The sequence below is a fragment of the Tsuneonella troitsensis genome (genome assembly GCF_001441535.1).
Taxonomy (GTDB): Bacteria; Pseudomonadota; Alphaproteobacteria; order Sphingomonadales; family Sphingomonadaceae; genus Tsuneonella; species Tsuneonella troitsensis.
Genome location: NZ_LMAU01000004.1, coordinates 71,544 through 89,450, shown reverse-complemented (window position 1 = coordinate 89,450; position 17,907 = coordinate 71,544). Strand labels below are relative to the sequence as shown.

At 66.5% G+C, this 17,907-nt stretch carries 17 protein-coding genes and 1 tRNA gene; 8 read left to right on the top strand and 10 right to left on the bottom strand.

Annotated features, from left to right (window positions below; all coding sequences use genetic code 11):
* Positions 1-51 precede the first annotated feature (51 nt).
* Genes AR323_RS10110 through AR323_RS14985 form a run of 4 tightly spaced genes read right to left on the bottom strand, consistent with a single transcriptional unit; the run spans position 52 to position 4,329 of the window.
* Complete coding sequence (locus AR323_RS10110) at positions 52-1,098, bottom strand: mechanosensitive ion channel family protein (RefSeq protein ID WP_057883860.1); 1,047 nt, start codon at positions 1,096-1,098, stop codon at positions 52-54.
* A complete protein-coding gene (gene metC / locus AR323_RS10105; protein WP_057884107.1) occupies positions 1,095-2,294 on the bottom strand; it encodes a cystathionine beta-lyase in 1,200 nt (399 codons plus the stop codon). Before metC ends, AR323_RS10110 begins: the two co-directional genes overlap by 4 nt.
* Before the next feature lie 2 nt (positions 2,295-2,296).
* A complete protein-coding gene (gene sseA, locus AR323_RS10100) occupies positions 2,297-3,166 on the bottom strand; it encodes a 3-mercaptopyruvate sulfurtransferase (RefSeq protein WP_321164546.1) in 870 nt (289 codons plus the stop codon).
* Between the two features lie 29 nt (positions 3,167-3,195).
* The gene (locus tag AR323_RS14985; protein ID WP_057883858.1) at positions 3,196-4,329 is read right to left on the bottom strand and encodes a hypothetical protein; all 1,134 of its coding nucleotides are present in this window, start codon (positions 4,327-4,329) and stop codon (positions 3,196-3,198) included.
* Positions 4,330-4,435: 106 nt separating this feature from the next.
* On the opposite strand from AR323_RS14985, the gene queF reads away from it, so the two are divergent.
* Both queF and AR323_RS14980 read left to right on the top strand, forming a co-directional pair.
* Positions 4,436-4,894, top strand: coding sequence for a preQ(1) synthase (queF, locus tag AR323_RS10090; protein ID WP_057884106.1), 459 nt, complete (start codon positions 4,436-4,438; stop codon positions 4,892-4,894).
* Between the two features lie 131 nt (positions 4,895-5,025).
* A complete protein-coding gene (locus AR323_RS14980) occupies positions 5,026-5,199 on the top strand; it encodes a hypothetical protein (RefSeq protein ID WP_164461528.1) in 174 nt (57 codons plus the stop codon).
* 122 nt (positions 5,200-5,321) lie between these two features.
* Here the strand turns inward: AR323_RS14980 and AR323_RS14450 are convergent, their stop codons facing one another.
* On the bottom strand, positions 5,322-5,861 hold the full coding sequence (locus AR323_RS14450; RefSeq protein ID WP_235510545.1) for an ArsC/Spx/MgsR family protein: 540 nt from the start codon (positions 5,859-5,861) through the stop codon (positions 5,322-5,324).
* Between the two features lie 536 nt (positions 5,862-6,397).
* Between AR323_RS14450 and fumC the strand changes: the two genes are divergently transcribed.
* Positions 6,398-7,786 (top strand): class II fumarate hydratase, encoded by a 1,389-nt coding sequence (gene fumC / locus AR323_RS10080; RefSeq protein ID WP_057883856.1) that lies wholly within the window; start codon positions 6,398-6,400, stop codon positions 7,784-7,786.
* A gap of 75 nt (positions 7,787-7,861) precedes the next feature.
* Here fumC and AR323_RS10075 read toward each other — a convergent pair.
* From AR323_RS10075 to AR323_RS10065, 3 genes are all read right to left on the bottom strand, one after another.
* Positions 7,862-7,937, bottom strand: a tRNA-Thr gene (locus AR323_RS10075).
* Between the two features lie 101 nt (positions 7,938-8,038).
* On the bottom strand, positions 8,039-8,914 hold the full coding sequence (locus tag AR323_RS10070) for a hypothetical protein (RefSeq protein ID WP_057883855.1): 876 nt from the start codon (positions 8,912-8,914) through the stop codon (positions 8,039-8,041).
* Positions 8,911-10,230 (bottom strand): replication-associated recombination protein A, encoded by a 1,320-nt coding sequence (locus tag AR323_RS10065; RefSeq protein ID WP_057883854.1) that lies wholly within the window; start codon positions 10,228-10,230, stop codon positions 8,911-8,913. The genes AR323_RS10070 and AR323_RS10065 overlap by 4 nt, the downstream gene beginning before the upstream one ends.
* A 101-nt stretch (positions 10,231-10,331) precedes the next feature.
* Here AR323_RS10065 and AR323_RS10060 point away from each other — a divergent pair, with 101 nt between their 5' ends.
* Positions 10,332-11,003 (top strand): PadR family transcriptional regulator, encoded by a 672-nt coding sequence (locus tag AR323_RS10060; protein WP_235510544.1) that lies wholly within the window; start codon positions 10,332-10,334, stop codon positions 11,001-11,003.
* Positions 11,004-11,073: 70 nt separating this feature from the next.
* Positions 11,074-11,547, top strand: a complete 474-nt coding sequence (locus AR323_RS10055) for a hypothetical protein (protein WP_057883853.1) — start codon at positions 11,074-11,076, stop codon at positions 11,545-11,547.
* A 1-nt stretch (position 11,548) separates the two neighbouring features.
* On the opposite strand, the gene AR323_RS10050 is transcribed toward AR323_RS10055, so the two are convergent.
* On the bottom strand, positions 11,549-12,697 hold the full coding sequence (locus AR323_RS10050; RefSeq protein ID WP_057883852.1) for a glycosyltransferase family 4 protein: 1,149 nt from the start codon (positions 12,695-12,697) through the stop codon (positions 11,549-11,551).
* A 172-nt stretch (positions 12,698-12,869) separates the two neighbouring features.
* Between AR323_RS10050 and AR323_RS10045 the strand changes: the two genes are divergently transcribed.
* From AR323_RS10045 to AR323_RS10035, 3 genes are all read left to right on the top strand, one after another.
* Positions 12,870-14,000, top strand: a complete 1,131-nt coding sequence (locus AR323_RS10045; RefSeq protein ID WP_057883851.1) for a phosphoserine transaminase — start codon at positions 12,870-12,872, stop codon at positions 13,998-14,000.
* Between the two features lie 61 nt (positions 14,001-14,061).
* The gene (serA, locus tag AR323_RS10040; protein ID WP_057883850.1) at positions 14,062-15,657 is read left to right on the top strand and encodes a phosphoglycerate dehydrogenase; all 1,596 of its coding nucleotides are present in this window, start codon (positions 14,062-14,064) and stop codon (positions 15,655-15,657) included.
* Between the two features lie 99 nt (positions 15,658-15,756).
* A complete protein-coding gene (locus tag AR323_RS10035; protein WP_057883849.1) occupies positions 15,757-16,863 on the top strand; it encodes an ATP phosphoribosyltransferase regulatory subunit in 1,107 nt (368 codons plus the stop codon).
* Here AR323_RS10035 and trhO read toward each other — a convergent pair.
* A complete protein-coding gene (gene trhO, locus AR323_RS10030) occupies positions 16,860-17,903 on the bottom strand; it encodes an oxygen-dependent tRNA uridine(34) hydroxylase TrhO (RefSeq protein WP_083495359.1) in 1,044 nt (347 codons plus the stop codon). The genes AR323_RS10035 and trhO overlap by 4 nt on opposite strands.
* Positions 17,904-17,907: the final 4 nt, after the last annotated feature.

Here is a 17,907-nt window from a genome sequence, read left to right as displayed (position 1 = left end):
TGTCAGGACGGGAAGGGAGGATTTTGAAATCTGCGGTTGGCGGGCGCGAAGCTAGCCTTCCGCCTTCGCATCCTCGTCGGGCTGGTCCATCCGCTGGGCAATGGCCGCGACGAGCTGCTGAAACTGGGCATTGTCGCGCAGGTTGATGTCGCGTTGCGGGAAGGGGATTTCGATCCCGCTTTCCTTGAACAGCTTCCACAGTCGCTTGAGCACGTCGGACCGCACGTTGCCCACGCCTTCCTCGGGGTCGTTGATCCAGCAGTGGATCTTGAAGTCTACGGAGCTTTGTCCGAACCCCTCCAGCCAGACGACCGGCGGCGGCGTGGCGAGGACCCGCTTTGCGCCCTTCGCGGCTTCGAGCATCAGCTTCTCGGCAAGTTCGAGATCGCAGTTGTAGCCGACGCCGACCGGCACCTGGATGCGGACGTTGCGGCTGGAATAGGACCAGTTCTCCACCTGATTGATCATCAGGTTCTCGTTTGGGATCAGGTATTCGCGCTGGTCGCGGGTGGTCAGCGAAACCGCGCGGATGCCGATCTTGCGGATCTGGCCGAAGGTCGAAACCCCCGCCTGGTCGGCAATGGCGATCACGTCGCCCGGCTTGATCGAGCGGTCCATCAGGAGGATGATGCCCGCGATCAGGTTGCCGAACGTCTTTTGCAGGCCGAAGCCGATCGCAAGGCCGAAGGCGCCCGAGAACACAGCGAGCGCGGTGAGGTCGATCCCGAGGATGTCGATGCCGAGCATGATCGCGATCGCCCAGACCGCTATGGTGACGAGCTTTTCGGCCAGCAGGCGCTGGGTTTCGTCGAACTTCGTCAGGCGGCGCAGCAGCCGCCGTGCCAGCCGGCTGAGGAACCACGCCGCGACGAGGATGGCGACGAGGACCGCGACGAACACGATCGTGTCCCAGACGGAAATGCGGAACGAGCCCAGGTCGATCGCCCAGCGGTCGAGCGTATCGACCACGCCGGCTGCGGTGCCGCTCCGTTCGGAAACGGCGTCCTTGAGCCCTTCAGCCACTTCGACCCCCTGCTCGGAGGGCGTGGGTTCGGGTTGCGGAGCGGGTGTGGACTTGGGGATCAGCGCGGAATTCATTGTTTCTCCATCGCGGCGAATGCCTGCTCGATATCCGCGATCAGGTCTCGCGGATCCTCAAGGCCGATGGAGAACCGTATCGCCGCGCCCGCGCCATCTGGCAGATCGGAGGGTGGAAACTCGCTCGCGGTGCGCTTCGGGTCGGCCGGGACGACGAGGCTTTCGTATCCGCCCCAGCTATAACCGATGCCGAACAGTTCGAGCGCATCGATGAAGGCGGCGCGCCCGTCCGGTCCGCCGCCAGCAAGGATGACGCTGAACAGCCCGCATCCGCCGGTGAAGTCGCGCGCCCACAGGTCGTTCCCTGCCGCGCCCGGCAGCATGGGACACAGCACGCGGGCCACTTCCGGCCGGGTTTCGAGCCAGCGGGCGATCTCCAGCGCGGAGGCGGTCGACTGGGCCAGGCGAACGCCCATCGTCCGCAAGCCCCGCAAGGCGAGCGAGGCATCGTCGGGCGATACCACGTTGCCGAGCGACTGAGCCGTGGGGCGTAACCGAGAATGCCAGGCCTCGCCCGCACTCGCCGAACCCATCATCAGGTCCGAATGCCCGCCGACGTGCTTGGTCAGGCTCATGACCGAGATATCGCACCCGCGCTCCAGCGCGGGAAAGCCCAGCGCGCTCGCCCAGGTATTGTCGATCACGCTCACCGCGCCCTTTTCGCGGGCGGTGCGGGCGAGGGCGGGGATGTCGCATACCTCCATCGTCAGGCTGCCGGGACTTTCGAGCATGACCGCCGCAGTCCGTTCGCAGAACAGCGCCGCGTAACCCTCGATGTCGAGCGGGTCGAAGTATCGAGTCTCGATACCCATCCGCTTGAGCAATCCGTTGGCGAGCGTCCGCGTCGGCTCGTACGCGTTGTCGGTGACGAGCAGGACATCGCCGGGCTTCAGGACCGTCAGCAACGCCCCCGCGATGGCCGCCACCCCGCTGGGATAGAGGACCGTCCCTGCCGCGCCCGGCTCGATCTCGGTCAGCGCTTCGGCGAGCGCCCACTGGGTCGGCGTGCCGCGGCGACCGTAATAGAAATGACCGTCTGCGTTCGGCCTGCCTGCGGCGAGGTCGGCGCTGTCTTCGTACAGATGCGTGCTCGTGCGCCAGACGGGCGGGTTGACCGCGGCGCCGGTCCATTCGGCGCGGCGCCCCGCGGTGACGAGCCTCGTTCCCGGCCTTTGCCTGCCGCTGCCCTTGGCCATGCTCAGGCAGCCGCCCCGGTTTCCTTCGGCGTCGCGGGGTCGGCGCCCCATTCGCTCCAGCTTCCGTCGTAGAGCGCCGCGTCCTCGATCCCCAGGCGGTGCAGCGCGAACAGCAGGACCGATGCCGTCACTCCGCTGCCGCACGAAGCGGCGATCGGGCGCGACAGGTCCACCCCTGCGCGTTCGAATGCCGCTCGCAGTTCGTCGTCGGAGCGGAAGGTGCCGTCGGCATTGTAGAGATCGCGGAAGAACAGGTTGCGCGCGCCGGGGATGTGTCCGCCCGGCAGACCGTGGACGGTATCGACCGTCTCGCCGGTGAAGCGCCCGGCGTCGCGCGCGTCGATCACCTGCTCGCCCGCGTCGGAGATGTTGGCGAGCATCTGGTCCTTGGTGCGTACGCGGCGCCAGTCTGCGGTCAGGGTGGGGGCCTCGGTTGGCGCGGCATTGGCTTCGCCATTTTCGATGGGCCGCCCTTCGGCTTTCCACTTGGCGATTCCGCCGTCCAGGATCGCGACCTGGGCCAGGCCGTTCATCCGCAGCATGAACCACGCGCGGGCGGAGGTCTTCACCGCACTGTCGTCGTAGAGCACGACCGCATCGGGCCGGGCGATGCCGAGCGCGGAGAGGCGCGCCGCGACCTGTTCGGAGGTGGGCAGGGCGTTGGGTACGGGCGAGCCGCTATCCTTCAGCGTCGCGAGGTCGAGGAAACGGGCACCCGGAATGTGACCGGCGGCAAATTCGGCACGGGCGTCGCGGGTCGGATCGGTCGCATGCGCGGTCGCGTCGAGCACGACGACGTCGCCGCTTTCGATCGCGTGCGCGAGCCAGTCTGTCGAAACGAGGGTGTCCATCCGCGCAAGGCTAGCGGCCACGCAACGCGCAATCCAGCCCTAGTCTGCGGTTAGTCGAGCGCGGTCTGGCCCACGGCGTGGTAGGTCTGCGGCATCTCGTCGAGCCGGAACGGCTGGAGGCGCTGGGCGCCGGGCTGCTTGAGCCCCACCACGAACGTGCGCGCGACGGGTGCCATGCCGGTCGCTTCCGCCCGAACGCGGAGCAGGGGCACATAGACCACCGCCTTGCCGTGCGGGATCGGCCGGATTTCCTCGACCGGGAGGCGGAATTCGCCGGTGAACTCGGCGCTCTCACCCGGATCGAGCCGTTCGATCGAGCGCACCGGCGCAAGCGGCACCGCCGGATCGGCGAGCTGCGCCTGCGTGGGAACGCGCGCATGCGCGGTGACGAGGTCGCCGCCGAACGTGACGCTCTCCAGCGGATGCGCCCCGCGATTGGTCACGCGCAACTGGTAAGACAGCGTGGCGAAGCGCATGGAGCGGGCAAGCTGCTTCACCTGCGCCTCGATCAGCAGCGGCGGTCCCGTCAGCGCCGCGGCGGGTGGAGCGGCGGGTGTCGGAGCCGGCTGGCCGACAGGGCGCGGCGGCTCGATCGCGGGTGCCGGTGCATGCTCGCTCGAGCGGCGGCGGCGGAACCACAACGCCGCACCTATGCCCCCTGCTGCGATCAGGCCTCCCAGGGCCAGCAGCCAGCCGGGCAGTCCTTCGTCGGCAGGAGCCGGCGACGGCGCACTGTCCGGTGTCGCAGGAGCGATGTCGACCGGAGCCGCCGGAAGATCGGTCGATGGCGCCGCGGTGGTGATCGGCGGGAGTGGGCTGGGGGCCGATGTGATGGCCTCCCTTTCTTCCTGCGTGATGGCCGATGGCGGGGTGAAGCGCGGCGGCAGCGAACTGTTGCGCGGCGGCGGGACCGTGCGCGGCGACGGGGCCGCGGTCGGCTGGGGCGCGGGGGTCGGCGTGGGCGTGGCGGTTGCGCGCGGGGTGGGTGTCGGCGTGGGCGCGCGCGGCCGGGTCAGGATCGGGGCATCGGGATCGACCGGCCCCTGAATGTCGGTCGGCGTCGGCGTGGCCGTGGGGGTCGGCAAGCGGAATCCGCCCGGCGACTGGGTGTCCTGCGCAAGCGACGGCACGGCGGACGTGCCCACGGCGAGTGCGAACAGGCTGGCGGTTGCGAAGTGTCTCATGATTCCCGGTGGCGCTTCCGAAGCGTCCGAAGGGCTGAATAGGCACTGAATTGCGCAAGTCCACCGCCGCCTTGCGATGAAACGCGATTCGCGCCAGATGCGCGGCATGAGCGACACACCTGCCACATTGCACCTCGGCCAGTCGAGCGCGCTACCCGCTTCGCCCGAGGCGGCGACGCTCGACTACGTGCCCAATCCGCGCACCGGCGCGCTGTACCTCGTGCGTTTCGCGGCACCGGAATTCACCTCGCTCTGCCCGGTCACCGGCCAGCCAGATTTCGCGCATCTCGTGATCGACTACGCACCCGGCGACCGGATCGTCGAATCGAAAAGCCTCAAGCTGTTCCTCGGCAGCTTCCGCAACCATGCGGGCTTCCACGAGGACGTGACGGTCGGAATCGGCCAGCGCCTGGCGGACGAGATGCAGCCCACGTGGCTGCGCATCGGCGGCTACTGGTACCCGCGCGGCGGCATCCCGATCGACGTGTTCTGGCAGACCGGCGCGCCGCCAGAGGGACTATGGGTGCCGGAGCAAGGCGTGGCAGGGTATCGCGGGCGGGGGTGAGGCGGCCTGAGCGGCAGATTTCGGCAATTCAGGGAAGATGCGGAATTGCCGCAACGTGAGTGGAAAGCTGACGGCATTAGTCTGACGCAGAGATCGTTGGCTTAGACACCTCCCGTAAGGGAGACCAAATCATGAAATTCGTCCTGCTCAAGTCGCGTGGTGGTGATTATATGGTAATCGCCGAAAACGTAGCGTGGCTGCGTTCGCACGAGAATGATCAAACCAAGGTTGGTATGGTGGGAAGCGATGCAATTCTCGTTGCTGGAAGCATCGAGGAGACTGCTGCGACCCTTCTGGCTGGCTAGGCGCCGTTTGATGCTTACTCAACCCGGTCCGACCCTCGCAATCCATGCCCGGCCTGACGCCTGCGAGTCTCATATTCACCTGTAGTCGAGGCCGACAATCCTTCTCACGATCTCCAGCAGGCTCACGCCAACATGGCTACCCACTCGGCAGGGTGGAATCCGACAAGAACCCCGCCGGGATGACGGGTCACTGGGCTCCTGATGCACGAAGGCCGGGCGATCATTAGCCTGATCGCCTTTTCAGCATCCAAATGTTCTTTCTGGCTGGCTTCGAGCTCGCGGAAGGCCATGCACTGGCGGTTAAGCGCCCGCTCCCAGCCCACAGCAACCACCCAGCCTCGAACAAGGCCTTGGGTGGCGCCTTCCTTCTCGAAGTCATGGAAGGTATGCACAAGGCCATTATCGTCGAGCCATTTGCGTGCCTTTCTGACGGTGGCGCTGTCAGGAACTCCATAAATGTGGATCGTCGTGCAGCGCCCGTCCTGGAGAGGCGCACGCGCAGGACCGACAATGGGACCGGTCTGATCGGCCCGTCTTACGCGGATAAGTTCACCGAGGAAAAGCGCTTGGGCTGCATGCTCGCTCCGCAGCTCCGCCGAATCAGCGTGACGCGCTTTGATCTGAGCAACGCCATGGTCATGATAAAGCTGAATGAGACGCACCTCGTCGCTCCCGTGTAATGGAGGCACCATTATTGTCTCACTGCGGTCAGTAAGGAATTATACCTGTTATTCTGCTAAAATAGGATGCGAGTACAAGATTTGTAAGTCGCGGAACATCGGGCAGTGGCCATTTATTTTCGCGCGGCGAAATCGTTGCTAAACAGTCGAATGAGCGAGAAGAGACCGGGCGACCCGAAGAATTTGGTGAAAATCGAATTCTCAACTTTTAGACCCCGCTCCGTGTGGGGTCTTTTTTCTGTAGATCCGAGATGACCATATCTACTCGGGTGTCCGATATGGGGTCGTTTGCCGACAGGCAGCCTTGCGCGCGAAATCGGTGCGGCTGGACATTTTCCTACACACCCGCGCCTGTGACAACAGGTGCTCATGGCCGACCCGCTACGACCCCCAATCGCGCATACAGAACGGCGGATCGAGGGGAACACCAGTTTCACTCCTGGACACTGTGACATGTGTGACATGCCCTCGGCGTTCGCCGCCTTGCACCGCCGCCCCGCGAGGGCCAGAACCCCCACATGATCACCCGCACCGAAACCGATACCTTCGGACCAATCGAGGTCCCCGCCGATCACCTGTGGGGCGCGCAGACCCAGCGCAGCCTGCAGAATTTCCGCATCGGCGGAGAGACGATGCCGGTGCCGCTGGTCCGTGCGCTGGGCGTCATCAAGCGCGCGGCGGCCGAGGCCAATCGCGAGCTCGGGTTGCTCGACCCCGCGATCGCCGATGCCATCGTCGAGGCGGCGCAGGAAGTCATCGATGGAAAGCTGGGTGGCGAGTTTCCGCTGGTCGTCTGGCAGACCGGATCGGGCACCCAGTCGAACATGAACGCCAACGAAGTTATCGCCAACCGGGCGATTCAACTGCTCGGCGGCCAGATCGGCTCGAAGGCGCCGGTCCACCCGAACGACCACGTGAACATGAGCCAGAGCTCCAACGACACGTTCCCCAGCGCGATCACCGTCGCGGCGGCGGGCGAGGTCGTCCGGCACCTTCTGCCCGCGCTGAAGGCGATGCACGCCGACCTGGCCGACAAGGCGGCGCGCTGGGACGATATCGTCAAGATCGGGCGCACGCATACTCAGGATGCCACACCTCTGACGCTGGGACAGGAATTCTCGGGCTACGCGGCGCAGGTCGAGGCGGGGATCGCGCGGATCGAGCTGGCGCTGCCCGGTCTGTACGAGCTGGCGCAGGGCGGGACTGCGGTGGGCACCGGCCTCAACGCGCCCGCCGGGTTTGCGGAGCTGGTGGCCGCTAAGGTCGCCGCGATCACCGGACTGCCGTTCGTCACCGCGCCCAACAAGTTCGCCGCACTGGCCGCGCAGGACGCGCTGGTGTTCGCCCACGGCGCGCTCAACGCGCTTGCGGCCGGCCTCTACAAGATCGGCAGCGACATTCGGCTGCTGGGCTCCGGTCCGCGAGCGGGACTAGGCGAACTGGCGTTGCCGGAGAACGAGCCGGGCAGCTCGATCATGCCGGGCAAGGTCAATCCCACCCAGGTCGAGGCGCTGACCCAGGTCTGCATCGAGGTGTTCGGCAACCATGCCGCGATCACCTTCGCGGGTAGCCAAGGGCAATTCGAGCTCAACGTCTATCGCCCGGTCATGGCGTGGAACTTCCTGCGCTCGGTCCGACTGCTGGCCGATGCCGCGACGAGTTTCACCGACAACCTGCTGAACGGCCTCGAGCCGCGGCGCGACACCATCGCCCGCGGGGTGGAGAACAGCCTCATGCTGGTCACCGCGCTCGCGCCCGAGATCGGCTACGACAGGGCCGCCGCGATCGCCAAGGCGGCGCACACGTCCGGCAGCACCCTGCGCGAAGCGGCGCTGGCGGCAGGCGTCAGCGCGGCGGACTTCGACCGACTGGTGCGGCCGGAGGACATGGTGGGGCGCGGGAATTAAGGCGCGATACCCTTCGCTATCGCTCGGGAGTTTCGACCCAAAACCATCCCCCGGATGATTTTGTGCAGTCGAAACTGGTGCCGGCTGCAGGATTCGAACCCGCGGCCCCCTGATTACAAATCAGGTGCTCTACCAACTGAGCTAAGCCGGCGTAACGTGGAGGTGGGCCACTAGGACAACCTGTCTCCGCCCTCAAGTAGCGAAGCGATTGGGCGAACTAAAGACCCTCAAGTAGCGAAGCGATAGGGCGAATTAAAGCGCGCCGAAAGTCCAGCCTTCGGTGCGGGCAATGTCGGGGGTCATCTGGGGAGGGCTCCAGTATGCGGGCCGGTGCGCGACCTGGCGCAGCCACGCCGCGGCCAGCAGCGCGTCGGACCGGTGATCGTCGATCGGCCCGCGACCGCGTACGGGCTTGCTGCCGACCGCCACGAGCGCCTCGTTCAGTTCGGCGTAGGAGCGCAACTTGCTTCGCCCCGCCGGTCGTCCCGCGGCGACGGCGGCGATGGTGGTGTAAATCTCGACCGCGACCGATCCGTGCGGGGGCAGGGGGTCGAACGGCCACAGCGCGACGTGGCCGGCGATGCGGTGCAGCACGCGCATCCCGGTCAGGCTCGCCTTGCCGACCTGGCTCGCGCCGACGAGGTTGAAATTGCTGGTCGGGCGGCAGCCGAGCGCAGTCTGGCCGATGTGCTCGGTCACGCGAAGGCGGCCGATGCCCCCGCCGAACCGGTCGCCCTCGCGCCCGCCGTGCCGGCGAAAGTGGCGGGCGATCTCGGGGTGGTCGACGAACGCGCCGGCGGCGAGGTGGGGTTCGGTTTCGCACTGCGCCTCGACGGCGGCCCACAGGCTGCGCGCATCGGGCGGGCTCTCAGGCCAGCCGGGAAAGAAGGCGCCGCGATCGGCGAACGCGAGCGATCCCGAGATGTCGAGGCCGACGAGCGTTTCGGCGGGCATCTTGCGGACGATCCAGTCGGCGACCTCGGCGCGCGACCAGCGGTGGCCGGGGCGGACCACGCGGGGCGGGGCGTCGCCCGGCTCGCAGATCGCGAGCGCGATGCCCGCGTGGCGCTCGCCCGCGGCGCCCGACCAGTCGATCGCGGCGAAGTGCGCGAAGCGGTCCGGCCTCACGCCCCGCCGCGCTCGCTGCGCAGCTTGGCCCAGTAATCGAGCCGCTTGCGCACCTCGCGCTCAAACCCGCGCTCGGGCGGGTCGTAGAACGTCTGGCGACCGATCTCCTCGGGCCAGTAATCGGCGCCCGAGAACCCGTCCTCGGCATCGTGATCGTAGGCATACCCCTTGCCGTAGCCTACGTCCTTCATGAGCTTGGTCGGAGCGTTGAGGATGTGCGCGGGAGGCATCAGGCTCCCGGTCTCGCGCGCGGTCCTCCAGGCGGCCTTGTGCGCCTTGTAAGCAGCGTTCGATTTGGGGGCGGTCGCGCAATAGAGGCACGCCTGCACGATCGCGAGTTCGCCCTCCGGACTGCCGAGGAAGTCGTAGGCGTCCTTGGCTGCGAGACACTGGACGAGGGCCTGGGGATCGGCGAGGCCGATATCCTCGACGGCCGCCCGGACCAAGCGTCGCAGCACGAACAGCGGCTCCTCTCCCGCGACGAGCATCCGCGCCATGTAGTAGAGCGCAGCGTCGGGGTCCGATCCGCGCAGCGCCTTGTGCCACGCGGAAATGAGGTTGTAGTGCCCTTCGCGATCCTTGTCGTACACCGCCACGCGGCGCTGGAGGAACGAACCCAGTCCGGCCGGATCGAGCGGCTGGAGTATGTTCGCCGCATAGAGCGTTTCGGCCTGGTTGAGCAGGAAGCGCCCGTCGCCGTCCGCGCTCGCGATCAGCGCCTCGCGCGCCTCGTCGGTAAGCGGTAGCGGGCCTTCCAGCGCTTCCGCCTTGTCGAGCAACTGGCCGAGCGCATCCGCATCGAGACGCCGCAGGATCAGCACCTGCGCCCGCGACAACAACGCCGCATTGAGTTCGAAGCTGGGGTTCTCGGTCGTCGCCCCGACGAGGGTGACCGTGCCGCGCTCGACGAACGGCAGGAATCCGTCCTGCTGCGCGCGGTTGAAGCGATGGATCTCGTCCACGAACAGCAGGGTGCGCTGGCCGGCCTGCGCCGCCTTGTCGGCTTCGGCAAAAGCTTTCTTCAGGTCCGCGACGCCACTGAATACCGCGCTGATCGCGGCAAAGCGCATTCCCACCGCGTCCGCGAGCAGCCGGGCGATGCTGGTCTTGCCGGTGCCGGGAGGACCCCACAGGATCATGCTCGACAGCCGCCCAGCGGCCACCATCCGGCCGATCGCGCCTTCGGGACCGGACAGGTGCTCCTGGCCGACCACGTCTGCCAGCGAGCGCGGGCGAAGCCGATCGGCGAGCGGCGCGTCGGCGCGGGGCTCGTCGCTGGGCGCGGCGGGAAGACTATCGGGAAACAGATCGGCCATTGGCGGAGATGTAGGAACTAGTCCGTCCGGCGGCGAGGGGTCTTGCAATTCGACGTATCTAAGATATATCGTGAGTTATCGTAGTGAAGGAAGTTGAAGATATGAGACACGGATACCAGCGCGACATCAGGCGCGCGATGAAGGCCGCAATGGCCGCGAAGATGGCCTCCCGGATGGCAGGGCGCGGGTGGAACGGGGACGTGTTCGGTCCCGACGGGCCGTTCGGACCCGGTGGACCGTTCGGGCCTTCCGGACCTTTCGGACCCTCGGGCCCCTTCGGGCCGGGCGGACCCGGTGGTCGCGGTCGCCGCGGCAGGATGTTCGGACAGGGAGAGCTGCGTCTCGCGATGCTCAAGCTGATCGCCGACCAACCGCGGCACGGGTACGAGCTGATCAAGGCGATCGAGGAACTGACCGGCGGCGGCTATGCCCCCAGCCCCGGCGCGGTCTATCCGACGCTGCAACTCCTGGCCGACGAGGGCATGATCGGCGAGCAACTGGACGACACCAGCGCGCGCAAGCCGTTTGCGGCCACCGACGCAGGACGCAAGGAACTCGAAGAGAGGGCCGATGAAGTCGACGCGCTGTTCGAACGGCTTTCGGATCACGGCGAACGCCAGCATCGCGGCCGCTCGCCCCACGTGGCGCGGGCGATGGGCAATCTGGCGCAAGTGCTCAAGCACAAGGCGCGCGCCGGCGAACTGGGCGAAGAGGCGATCGACCAGATCGTCGACATGATCGACGAGATGGCCAAGCGTATCGAAAGGCTCTGACCGTTTGGTGCAACCGCGGCGGCGTGATATCCTCGCCGCCGCGGGCCGCATTCGAGGGGGGAGTGCAAGCATGGACGAGTCAATCGGGACGACTGATGCCGTTGCCGCATCGCCTTGGCATCTCTGGGTCGTCGGTGGGCTGTCGTTGTTGTGGAACTCGTTCGGCGCCTACGACTACACGATGACCCAGTTGCGCGACCGGGATTACATCGCCAGCGCGGTCGAACCGCTGGGTTTCGACGTCGAAACCGCGATCGCCTATTGGGACGGCTTCCCGATCTGGGCCGATTTCTTCTGGGCGCTGGGCGTCTGGGGATCGGTCGCCGGATCGGTACTGCTGCTTCTGCGGAGCCGCTTCGCGATGCACAGTTTCGTGATTTCGCTGATCGGCCTGATCGGCGGCATGGCATACCAGTTCACTAACCCGATGCCGGGCCTGACGGATTCGACGATCCCGATGGTGTTCACGCTGGTGATCTTCGCGATCATCATCGCACTGGTATGGTACGCGAACCGCATGACCGCGACCGGAGTGCTGCGCTAGGTCAGCGCTTCCTGGCGCCCAGCACCCAAACGTAGGTATCGGCGACCGCCCGGTTGATCGTGTCCCATTCGAACGCTTGGGCGCGGTCAGCGCCGACCTGCCCGTGCGCCGATCGCAGGTCCGGATCGGCCACGTAAGCCTCGATCCGGTCCGCATAGTCGCCGATCGCTCGCGGCGGCACGAGGTAGCCGTTCACCCCGTCCTCGACCAGGCTGGCCGCTCCCGTCGCGTCGGCGGCGACCACCGGCACGCCGCAGGCCATCGCCTCGAGCGTGACGTTGCCGAACGTCTCGGTCACGCTCGGGTTGAGCAGGACGTCCATCGAGGCGACCGCGCGGCCGAGGTTCATCCCGCCCTGAAATCCTACGAAACAAGCGCCCTTCATCTTGTCGGCGAAAGTCGCCCGTGCCGGCCCGTCGCCGATCACCAGCACCTTGTGCGGCACGCGGCGCCGGCCGAGTTCCGCGACCACTTCGGAAAAGACGTCGAGACCTTTTTCGAGCACGAGACGGCCAAGGAAGCCGACCACGATGTCGTCGTCGGCGAAGCCCAGTTCGCGCCGCCAGGCCGAATCGCGGCGACCGGGATTGAAGATCGTGTGTTCGACCCCGCGCGACCACAGGCCGATGTCGTCGTTCATCCGCTGCTCGCGCAGTGTCTCGATCATGCTTGGCGAAGGCGTGATCAGTGCATCGCAACGCCGATACAGGCGGCGAAGCCAGCTCTCCAGCGCGGGTTCGAGAAACCCGAGGCCGTAGTAGCGCGGATACGTCTCGAACCTGGTGTGTACGCTGGCGACTACGGGAATGCTCCGGTCGCGCGCCCACCGCGCCGCTTCGCGCGCGGCGAAGTCGGGCGAGGAGATGTGGACGATGTCGGGGGCGAAAGCCTCGAGGTCGGCGCGCACGCGGGAACCGAGCCAGGTCGGCACCCGGTATTCGCTGCGACCGGGGATCGCGACCGACGGCAGGCTGACCAGTTCGCCCTTCGGCTCGAACGGAGGATTGGCGATGGTTGGCGAATAGACCCGCACCGTAGTGCCCTGGCGCAGAAGGTAGTCGACCAGCCGGTTCAGCGCCTTGTTCGCCCCGTCCACCGTCATGGCGTAGTTGCCGCTGAACAATGCGACGCGAAGATCGGACACCTGCATCGGGTGGCCATATTGATATCAAAGGCGATTGGCGAGGGGGGAACCGTCCGTGCGCGAAACCGCTTGAGCGCATAACCTGATTGCGCGCTTGACTCGCTGCGCCGCAACATTAGTGCGGCCGACGGGCCACGCGGTCCCAACGCCGCGCGTGCTCTCTGCAAGGAGAGACTACATGACTGATACCCCGCCGCTGCCGGCAATGAAGCCGGCGCGCCCGTACTTTTCTTCCGGTCCCTGCGCGAAGCCGCCGGGCTGGTCCCCCGAAAAACTGGCCACCGAATCGCTCGGGCGTTCGCATCGCTCGAAGATCGGCAAGGCGCGCCTGCAGCAATGCATCGACCTCATCCGCGAAGTGCTCGAGGTGCCGGACACGCACCGGATCGGGATCGTCCCCGGTTCGGACACCGGCGCGGTCGAAATGGCGATGTGGACGATGCTCGGCGCGCGCGGCGTGACCACGCTGGCGTGGGAAAGCTTCGGCGAGGGCTGGGTGACCGACGCGGTCAAGCAGCTCAGGATCGATCCGACCGTGATCCGCGCAGATTATGGCGAGCTGCCCGATCTCGGGCAGGTCGACTGGTCGACCGATGTAATCTTCACATGGAACGGCACCACCTCGGGCGTTCGCGTCCCGAATGCCGACTGGATCGCCGCCGACCGCGAAGGCCTGTCGATCGCCGACGCCACCAGCGCGGTGTTCGCGCAGGATATCGCTTGGGACAAGGTCGATGTGCTGACGTTCTCCTGGCAGAAGGTGCTGGGCGGAGAGGGCGCGCACGGCGTGCTGATCCTCGGCCCGCGCGCGGTCGAACGGCTCGAAACTTATACCCCCGAATGGCCGCTGCCCAAGGTCTTCCGCCTCGTTTCCAAGGGCAAGCTGGCCGAAGGCGTGTTCAAGGGCGAGACGATCAACACCCCGTCGATGCTGGCGGTCGAGGACGCGATCTTCGCGCTCGAGTGGGGCAGGTCGCTCGGCGGCCTGTCGGCGCTGAAGGCGCGGGCCGATGCCAACGCGGCGGCGCTCGACGCCATCGTCGGCGCGCGCGACTGGCTGCACCATCTCGCCGCCGATCCCGCAAGCCGGTCGAACACCAGCGTCTGCCTTACGGTGGACGGTGCCGACGAAGCGCGGATCAAGGCAATGGCCAAGCTGCTTGAAGAGCACGATGCCGCCTACGACGTCGCGGGTTATCGCGACGCGCCGGCGGGCCTGCGCATCTGGTGCGGCGCCACGGTCGAGACCGCCGACATCGAGGCGCTCGGTCCGTGGCTCGACTGGGCCTACGCGGCGACAGCAGCCTGATTTCAGCGTGAGCGGGCCCCGTTGCCCGCCGCGTTTCCCCTTTCATTCAAGGAGGCCGAAGATGGCCCAGAGCAATACCAAGCCCAAAGTCCTCATTTCCGACAAGATGGATCCCAACGCCGCGAAGATCTTCGAAGAGCGCGGCTGCGACGTCGACGTGATCACTGGCGAAACGCCCGAACAGCTCATCGCCCGGATCGGCGAATACGACGGTCTGGCGATCCGCAGCTCGACCAAGGTCACGCGTGAAATCCTCGACGCCGCGACCAACCTCAAGGTCATCGGCCGCGCCGGCATCGGTGTCGACAACGTCGATATCCCCTATGCCAGCGGCAAGGGCGTGGTGGTGATGAACACCCCGTTCGGCAACTCGATCACCACCGCCGAACATGCCATCGCGCTGATGTTCGCGCTCGCGCGGCAGATCCCCGAAGCCAACGAGCGCACCCAGGCGGGCGAGTGGCCCAAGAACGGGTTCATGGGCGTCGAGGTTACCGGCAAGACGCTGGGCCTGATCGGCGCGGGCAACATCGGCTCGATCGTCGCCAGCCGCGCGCTGGGCCTCAGGATGAAGGTCGTCGCCTACGACCCCTTCCTGACCAAGGAACGGGCGGTCGAACTGGGCATCGAAAAGGTCGATCTCGAAACGCTGCTTTCGCGGGCCGACTTCATCACGCTGCATACGCCGCTGACCGACCAGACCCGCAATATCCTCAGCCGCGAGCGGCTCGAAAAGACCAAGCAGGGTGTCCGCATTGTTAACTGCGCGCGCGGCGGTTTGATCGACGAAGCGGCATTGAAGGATGGACTCGACAGCGGGCACATCGCGGGTGCTGCTTTGGATGTATTCGCCACCGAGCCAGCGACGAATTCATCGCTGTTCGGGACGAAGAATTTCATCTGCACGCCGCATCTCGGCGCGAGCACGACCGAAGCGCAGGTCAATGTGGCCCTTCAGGTTGCCGAGCAGATGGCCGACTACCTCGTCAACGGCGGGGTCACCAACGCGCTCAATATGCCGTCGCTCAGCGCGGAGGAAGCGCCCAAGCTGCGCCCCTACATGAAGCTCGCCGAAAACCTCGGAAGCCTCGTGGGACAGCTTGCCCACGGCAACCTCACGCAAATCTCGATCGAGCGCGAAGGCGCGGCGGCGGAACTGGCCGGAAAGCCGCTCGAAGCGGCCGTGCTGGCTGGCTTCATGAAGCAGTATTCTGACAGCGTGAACATGGTCAACGCGCCGTTCCTGGCGAAGGAACGCGGGCTGGACGTGCGATCGATCCGGCACGAGCGCGAAGGCGCGTACAGCACCCTGCTGCGGGTCACCGTGGGCACCAGCCAAGGCGATCGGTCGGTGGCCGGCACTCTCTTCGGGCAGGATACCGCGCGCCTGGTCGAGATCTTCGGCATCGGCATTGAGGCCGAGCTTGCCGGACACATGCTCTACATCGTGAACGAGGACGCTCCCGGCTTCATCGGCCGCATCGGTACGCTGCTGGGCGAAAGCGGCATCAACATCGGCACCTTCCATCTCGGGCGCCGCGATGCCGGGGGCGAAGCGGTCCTGCTGCTCAGCGTCGACCAGCCGATCACCAAGGACGTGATCGACAAGGCCTGCCAGTTGCAGGGCGTGAAGACCGTCAGGGCGCTGTCGTTCTGAACCGCGCGCCTATTGCATAACCGCCTCTGCGCCGCGAAAGCGGGCGTCCGGTTCGCCGCCGGACACCCGCGCTCGCGAAACTGATCGAACGGGACTGAGATGACCGATCCGACCGCCGACCTGCTGCCTGTCGGGCTGGAAGACCGCCTTCCAGCCTCTGCGCGCGCACTCACCCGCGCGCGCCGCGCGGCGCTCGATGCGATGGACGCGCACGGATACGACCGGGTCATCCCGCCGTTGATCGAATTCGAAAAGTCGATGGCCACGCGGATGAGCGGGGTCGCCACACGGCGGATGTTCCGGTTCGTCGATCCGGCCAGCCTGCGCACTCTGGCGTTGCGGAGCGACATCACCGTGCAGGTGGGGCGCATCGCGGCGACGAGCATGGCCACGGCGCCCAGGCCGCTGAGGCTGTGCTATGCCGGCGAAGTCACGGTGATCGCCAGCGACCAGCTCGATCCGGCAAGGCAGCGGCTGCAGATCGGCGCCGAACTCATCGGCAGCGACAGCGCGGCGGCCGCGGCGGAAATCGTCGATGTGGCGATCGAGGCGCTGAGCGCGGCTGGCGCGCAGGGAATCTCGGTCGATTTCACGCTGCCCGACCTCGTCGACACGCTTGCCGAAAGCGCCTTGCCTCTTTCGCCCGAGAAAGTGGAGGATGTGCGCCGGGAACTGGATGCCAAGGATGCCGGCGCACTCAAGGCTGCGGGGGGCGAGGCCTATCTTCCGCTGCTCTATGCGGCCGGTCCGTTCGACGAGGCATCTCGGCGGCTGGCCGCGATCGATGCAGGCGGCGCGCTCGCGACGCGGCTGGAGGGATTGCGGCAGATCGCCGCGCGCGTCGAAGGCAAGGCGCGCGTTACTCTCGATCCGGCAGAACGCCACGGCTTCCAGTACCAGAGCTGGTTCGGCTTTACCCTCTATGCCGAAGGTGCACGCGGGACGTTGGGGCGCGGCGGAACCTACCGCGTTGGAGGCGGGGAGCCGGCGACCGGGTTCTCGCTGTATATCGATCCACTGGTCGATGCGCTCGGCGATGCCCCGGCGGGCGACCTACTGTTTCTTCCTGAAGATCACGATCGGGATGCTGCCGCACGGCTCCGGGCGATCGGCTGGCGTACGCTTGCCGCACTGGACGGGACCGAGGACGCCGCAGGGCTGGGATGCACCCACCGCCTGGTGGGCAGGGAACCGCAGCCGGTCTAGCTGTCCGAAGACGGTAGCCGCGCGCCGACATGTTCGTAGCCCCGTCGGGCAGCTAATGCTTCCTGCCGCTGGCGCTCGGCATAGCGCGCCCGCTGTTCTTCCGTTCGCTCCGCCGCGCAGTGCGGGCAGCTTACGCCGTCCTCGAACAGCGGTGAGGAACGATCATCCTCTCCCAGCGGCATCCGGCAGGCACGGCACAGCGTATGGGGTCCGGGGGTGAGTCCGTGACCCACGCTCACCCGTTCGTCGAACACGAAGCACTCGCCGTGCCACCGGCTGTCGCTGGCAGGAATGTGTTCGAGGTAATTGAGGATCCCGCCCTTGAGGTGGAAAACCTCCTCCACCCCCTCGCTCTTGAGGAATGCCGTCGACTTCTCGCAGCGAATTCCGCCCGTGCAAAACATGGCGATGCGCGGCGTCCTGCCGTCATTTTCCAGTTCGGCCCGCCGGCCTCTGAACCAGGCGGGAAATTCGCTGAAGCTGTCAGTTCCCGGATCGATCGCGCCTGCGAAGCTGCCGATGGCCACCTCGTAGGCATTGCGGGTGTCGATGACGATCGTGTCGGGATCGTCGATCAGGGCGTTCCAGTCTTCCGGAGCGACATAGGTGCCGGTGCCTGACAACGGATCGAGATCGGGCTGGCCCATCGTCACGATCTCGCGCTTCAGCCGCACCTTCATGCGGTGGAAGGGCATTGAATCGGCTCGCGAAAACTTGACCTCGATTTCCGCACATCCCGAAAGGCTGCGAATGTGATCGAGAACGGCGGCGATACCGTCTTCGCTGCCCGCGATCGTCCCGTTGATGCCTTCGCGTGCGAGGAGCAGCGTTCCGCGAATGGCGGCGGCTTCGCACGCGTCGACAAGCGGCTGCCTGAGCGAGGCAGGATCGTCGAACCGGGTGAAATGATAGAGCGCGGCGACCTGAACGGGGTCATGCCGGGCGGGGGCGGATAGGGGCACGTGAAACCTGCTGCGGATGGGTGGATTGAAGCGGCCGATAGCAGCTTGCCGAGCCTCGCGCACCTCGGTCCGATCCATTGTG

Coding starts and splice junctions, on each gene's coding strand:
- AR323_RS10110 (WP_057883860.1), bottom strand. CDS start 1,098: ATGAATTCCGCGCTGATCCCCAAGTCCACACCCGCTCCGCAACCCGAA.
- metC (WP_057884107.1), bottom strand. CDS start 2,294: ATGGCCAAGGGCAGCGGCAGGCAAAGGCCGGGAACGAGGCTCGTCACC.
- AR323_RS14985 (WP_057883858.1), bottom strand. CDS start 4,329: ATGAGACACTTCGCAACCGCCAGCCTGTTCGCACTCGCCGTGGGCACG.
- queF (WP_057884106.1), top strand. CDS start 4,436: ATGAGCGACACACCTGCCACATTGCACCTCGGCCAGTCGAGCGCGCTA.
- AR323_RS14980 (WP_164461528.1), top strand. CDS start 5,026: ATGAAATTCGTCCTGCTCAAGTCGCGTGGTGGTGATTATATGGTAATC.
- fumC (WP_057883856.1), top strand. CDS start 6,398: ATGATCACCCGCACCGAAACCGATACCTTCGGACCAATCGAGGTCCCC.
- AR323_RS10065 (WP_057883854.1), bottom strand. CDS start 10,230: ATGGCCGATCTGTTTCCCGATAGTCTTCCCGCCGCGCCCAGCGACGAG.
- AR323_RS10060 (WP_235510544.1), top strand. CDS start 10,332: ATGAGACACGGATACCAGCGCGACATCAGGCGCGCGATGAAGGCCGCA.
- AR323_RS10055 (WP_057883853.1), top strand. CDS start 11,074: ATGGACGAGTCAATCGGGACGACTGATGCCGTTGCCGCATCGCCTTGG.
- AR323_RS10050 (WP_057883852.1), bottom strand. CDS start 12,697: ATGCAGGTGTCCGATCTTCGCGTCGCATTGTTCAGCGGCAACTACGCC.
- AR323_RS10045 (WP_057883851.1), top strand. CDS start 12,870: ATGACTGATACCCCGCCGCTGCCGGCAATGAAGCCGGCGCGCCCGTAC.
- serA (WP_057883850.1), top strand. CDS start 14,062: ATGGCCCAGAGCAATACCAAGCCCAAAGTCCTCATTTCCGACAAGATG.
- AR323_RS10035 (WP_057883849.1), top strand. CDS start 15,757: ATGACCGATCCGACCGCCGACCTGCTGCCTGTCGGGCTGGAAGACCGC.
- trhO (WP_083495359.1), bottom strand. CDS start 17,903: ATGGATCGGACCGAGGTGCGCGAGGCTCGGCAAGCTGCTATCGGCCGC.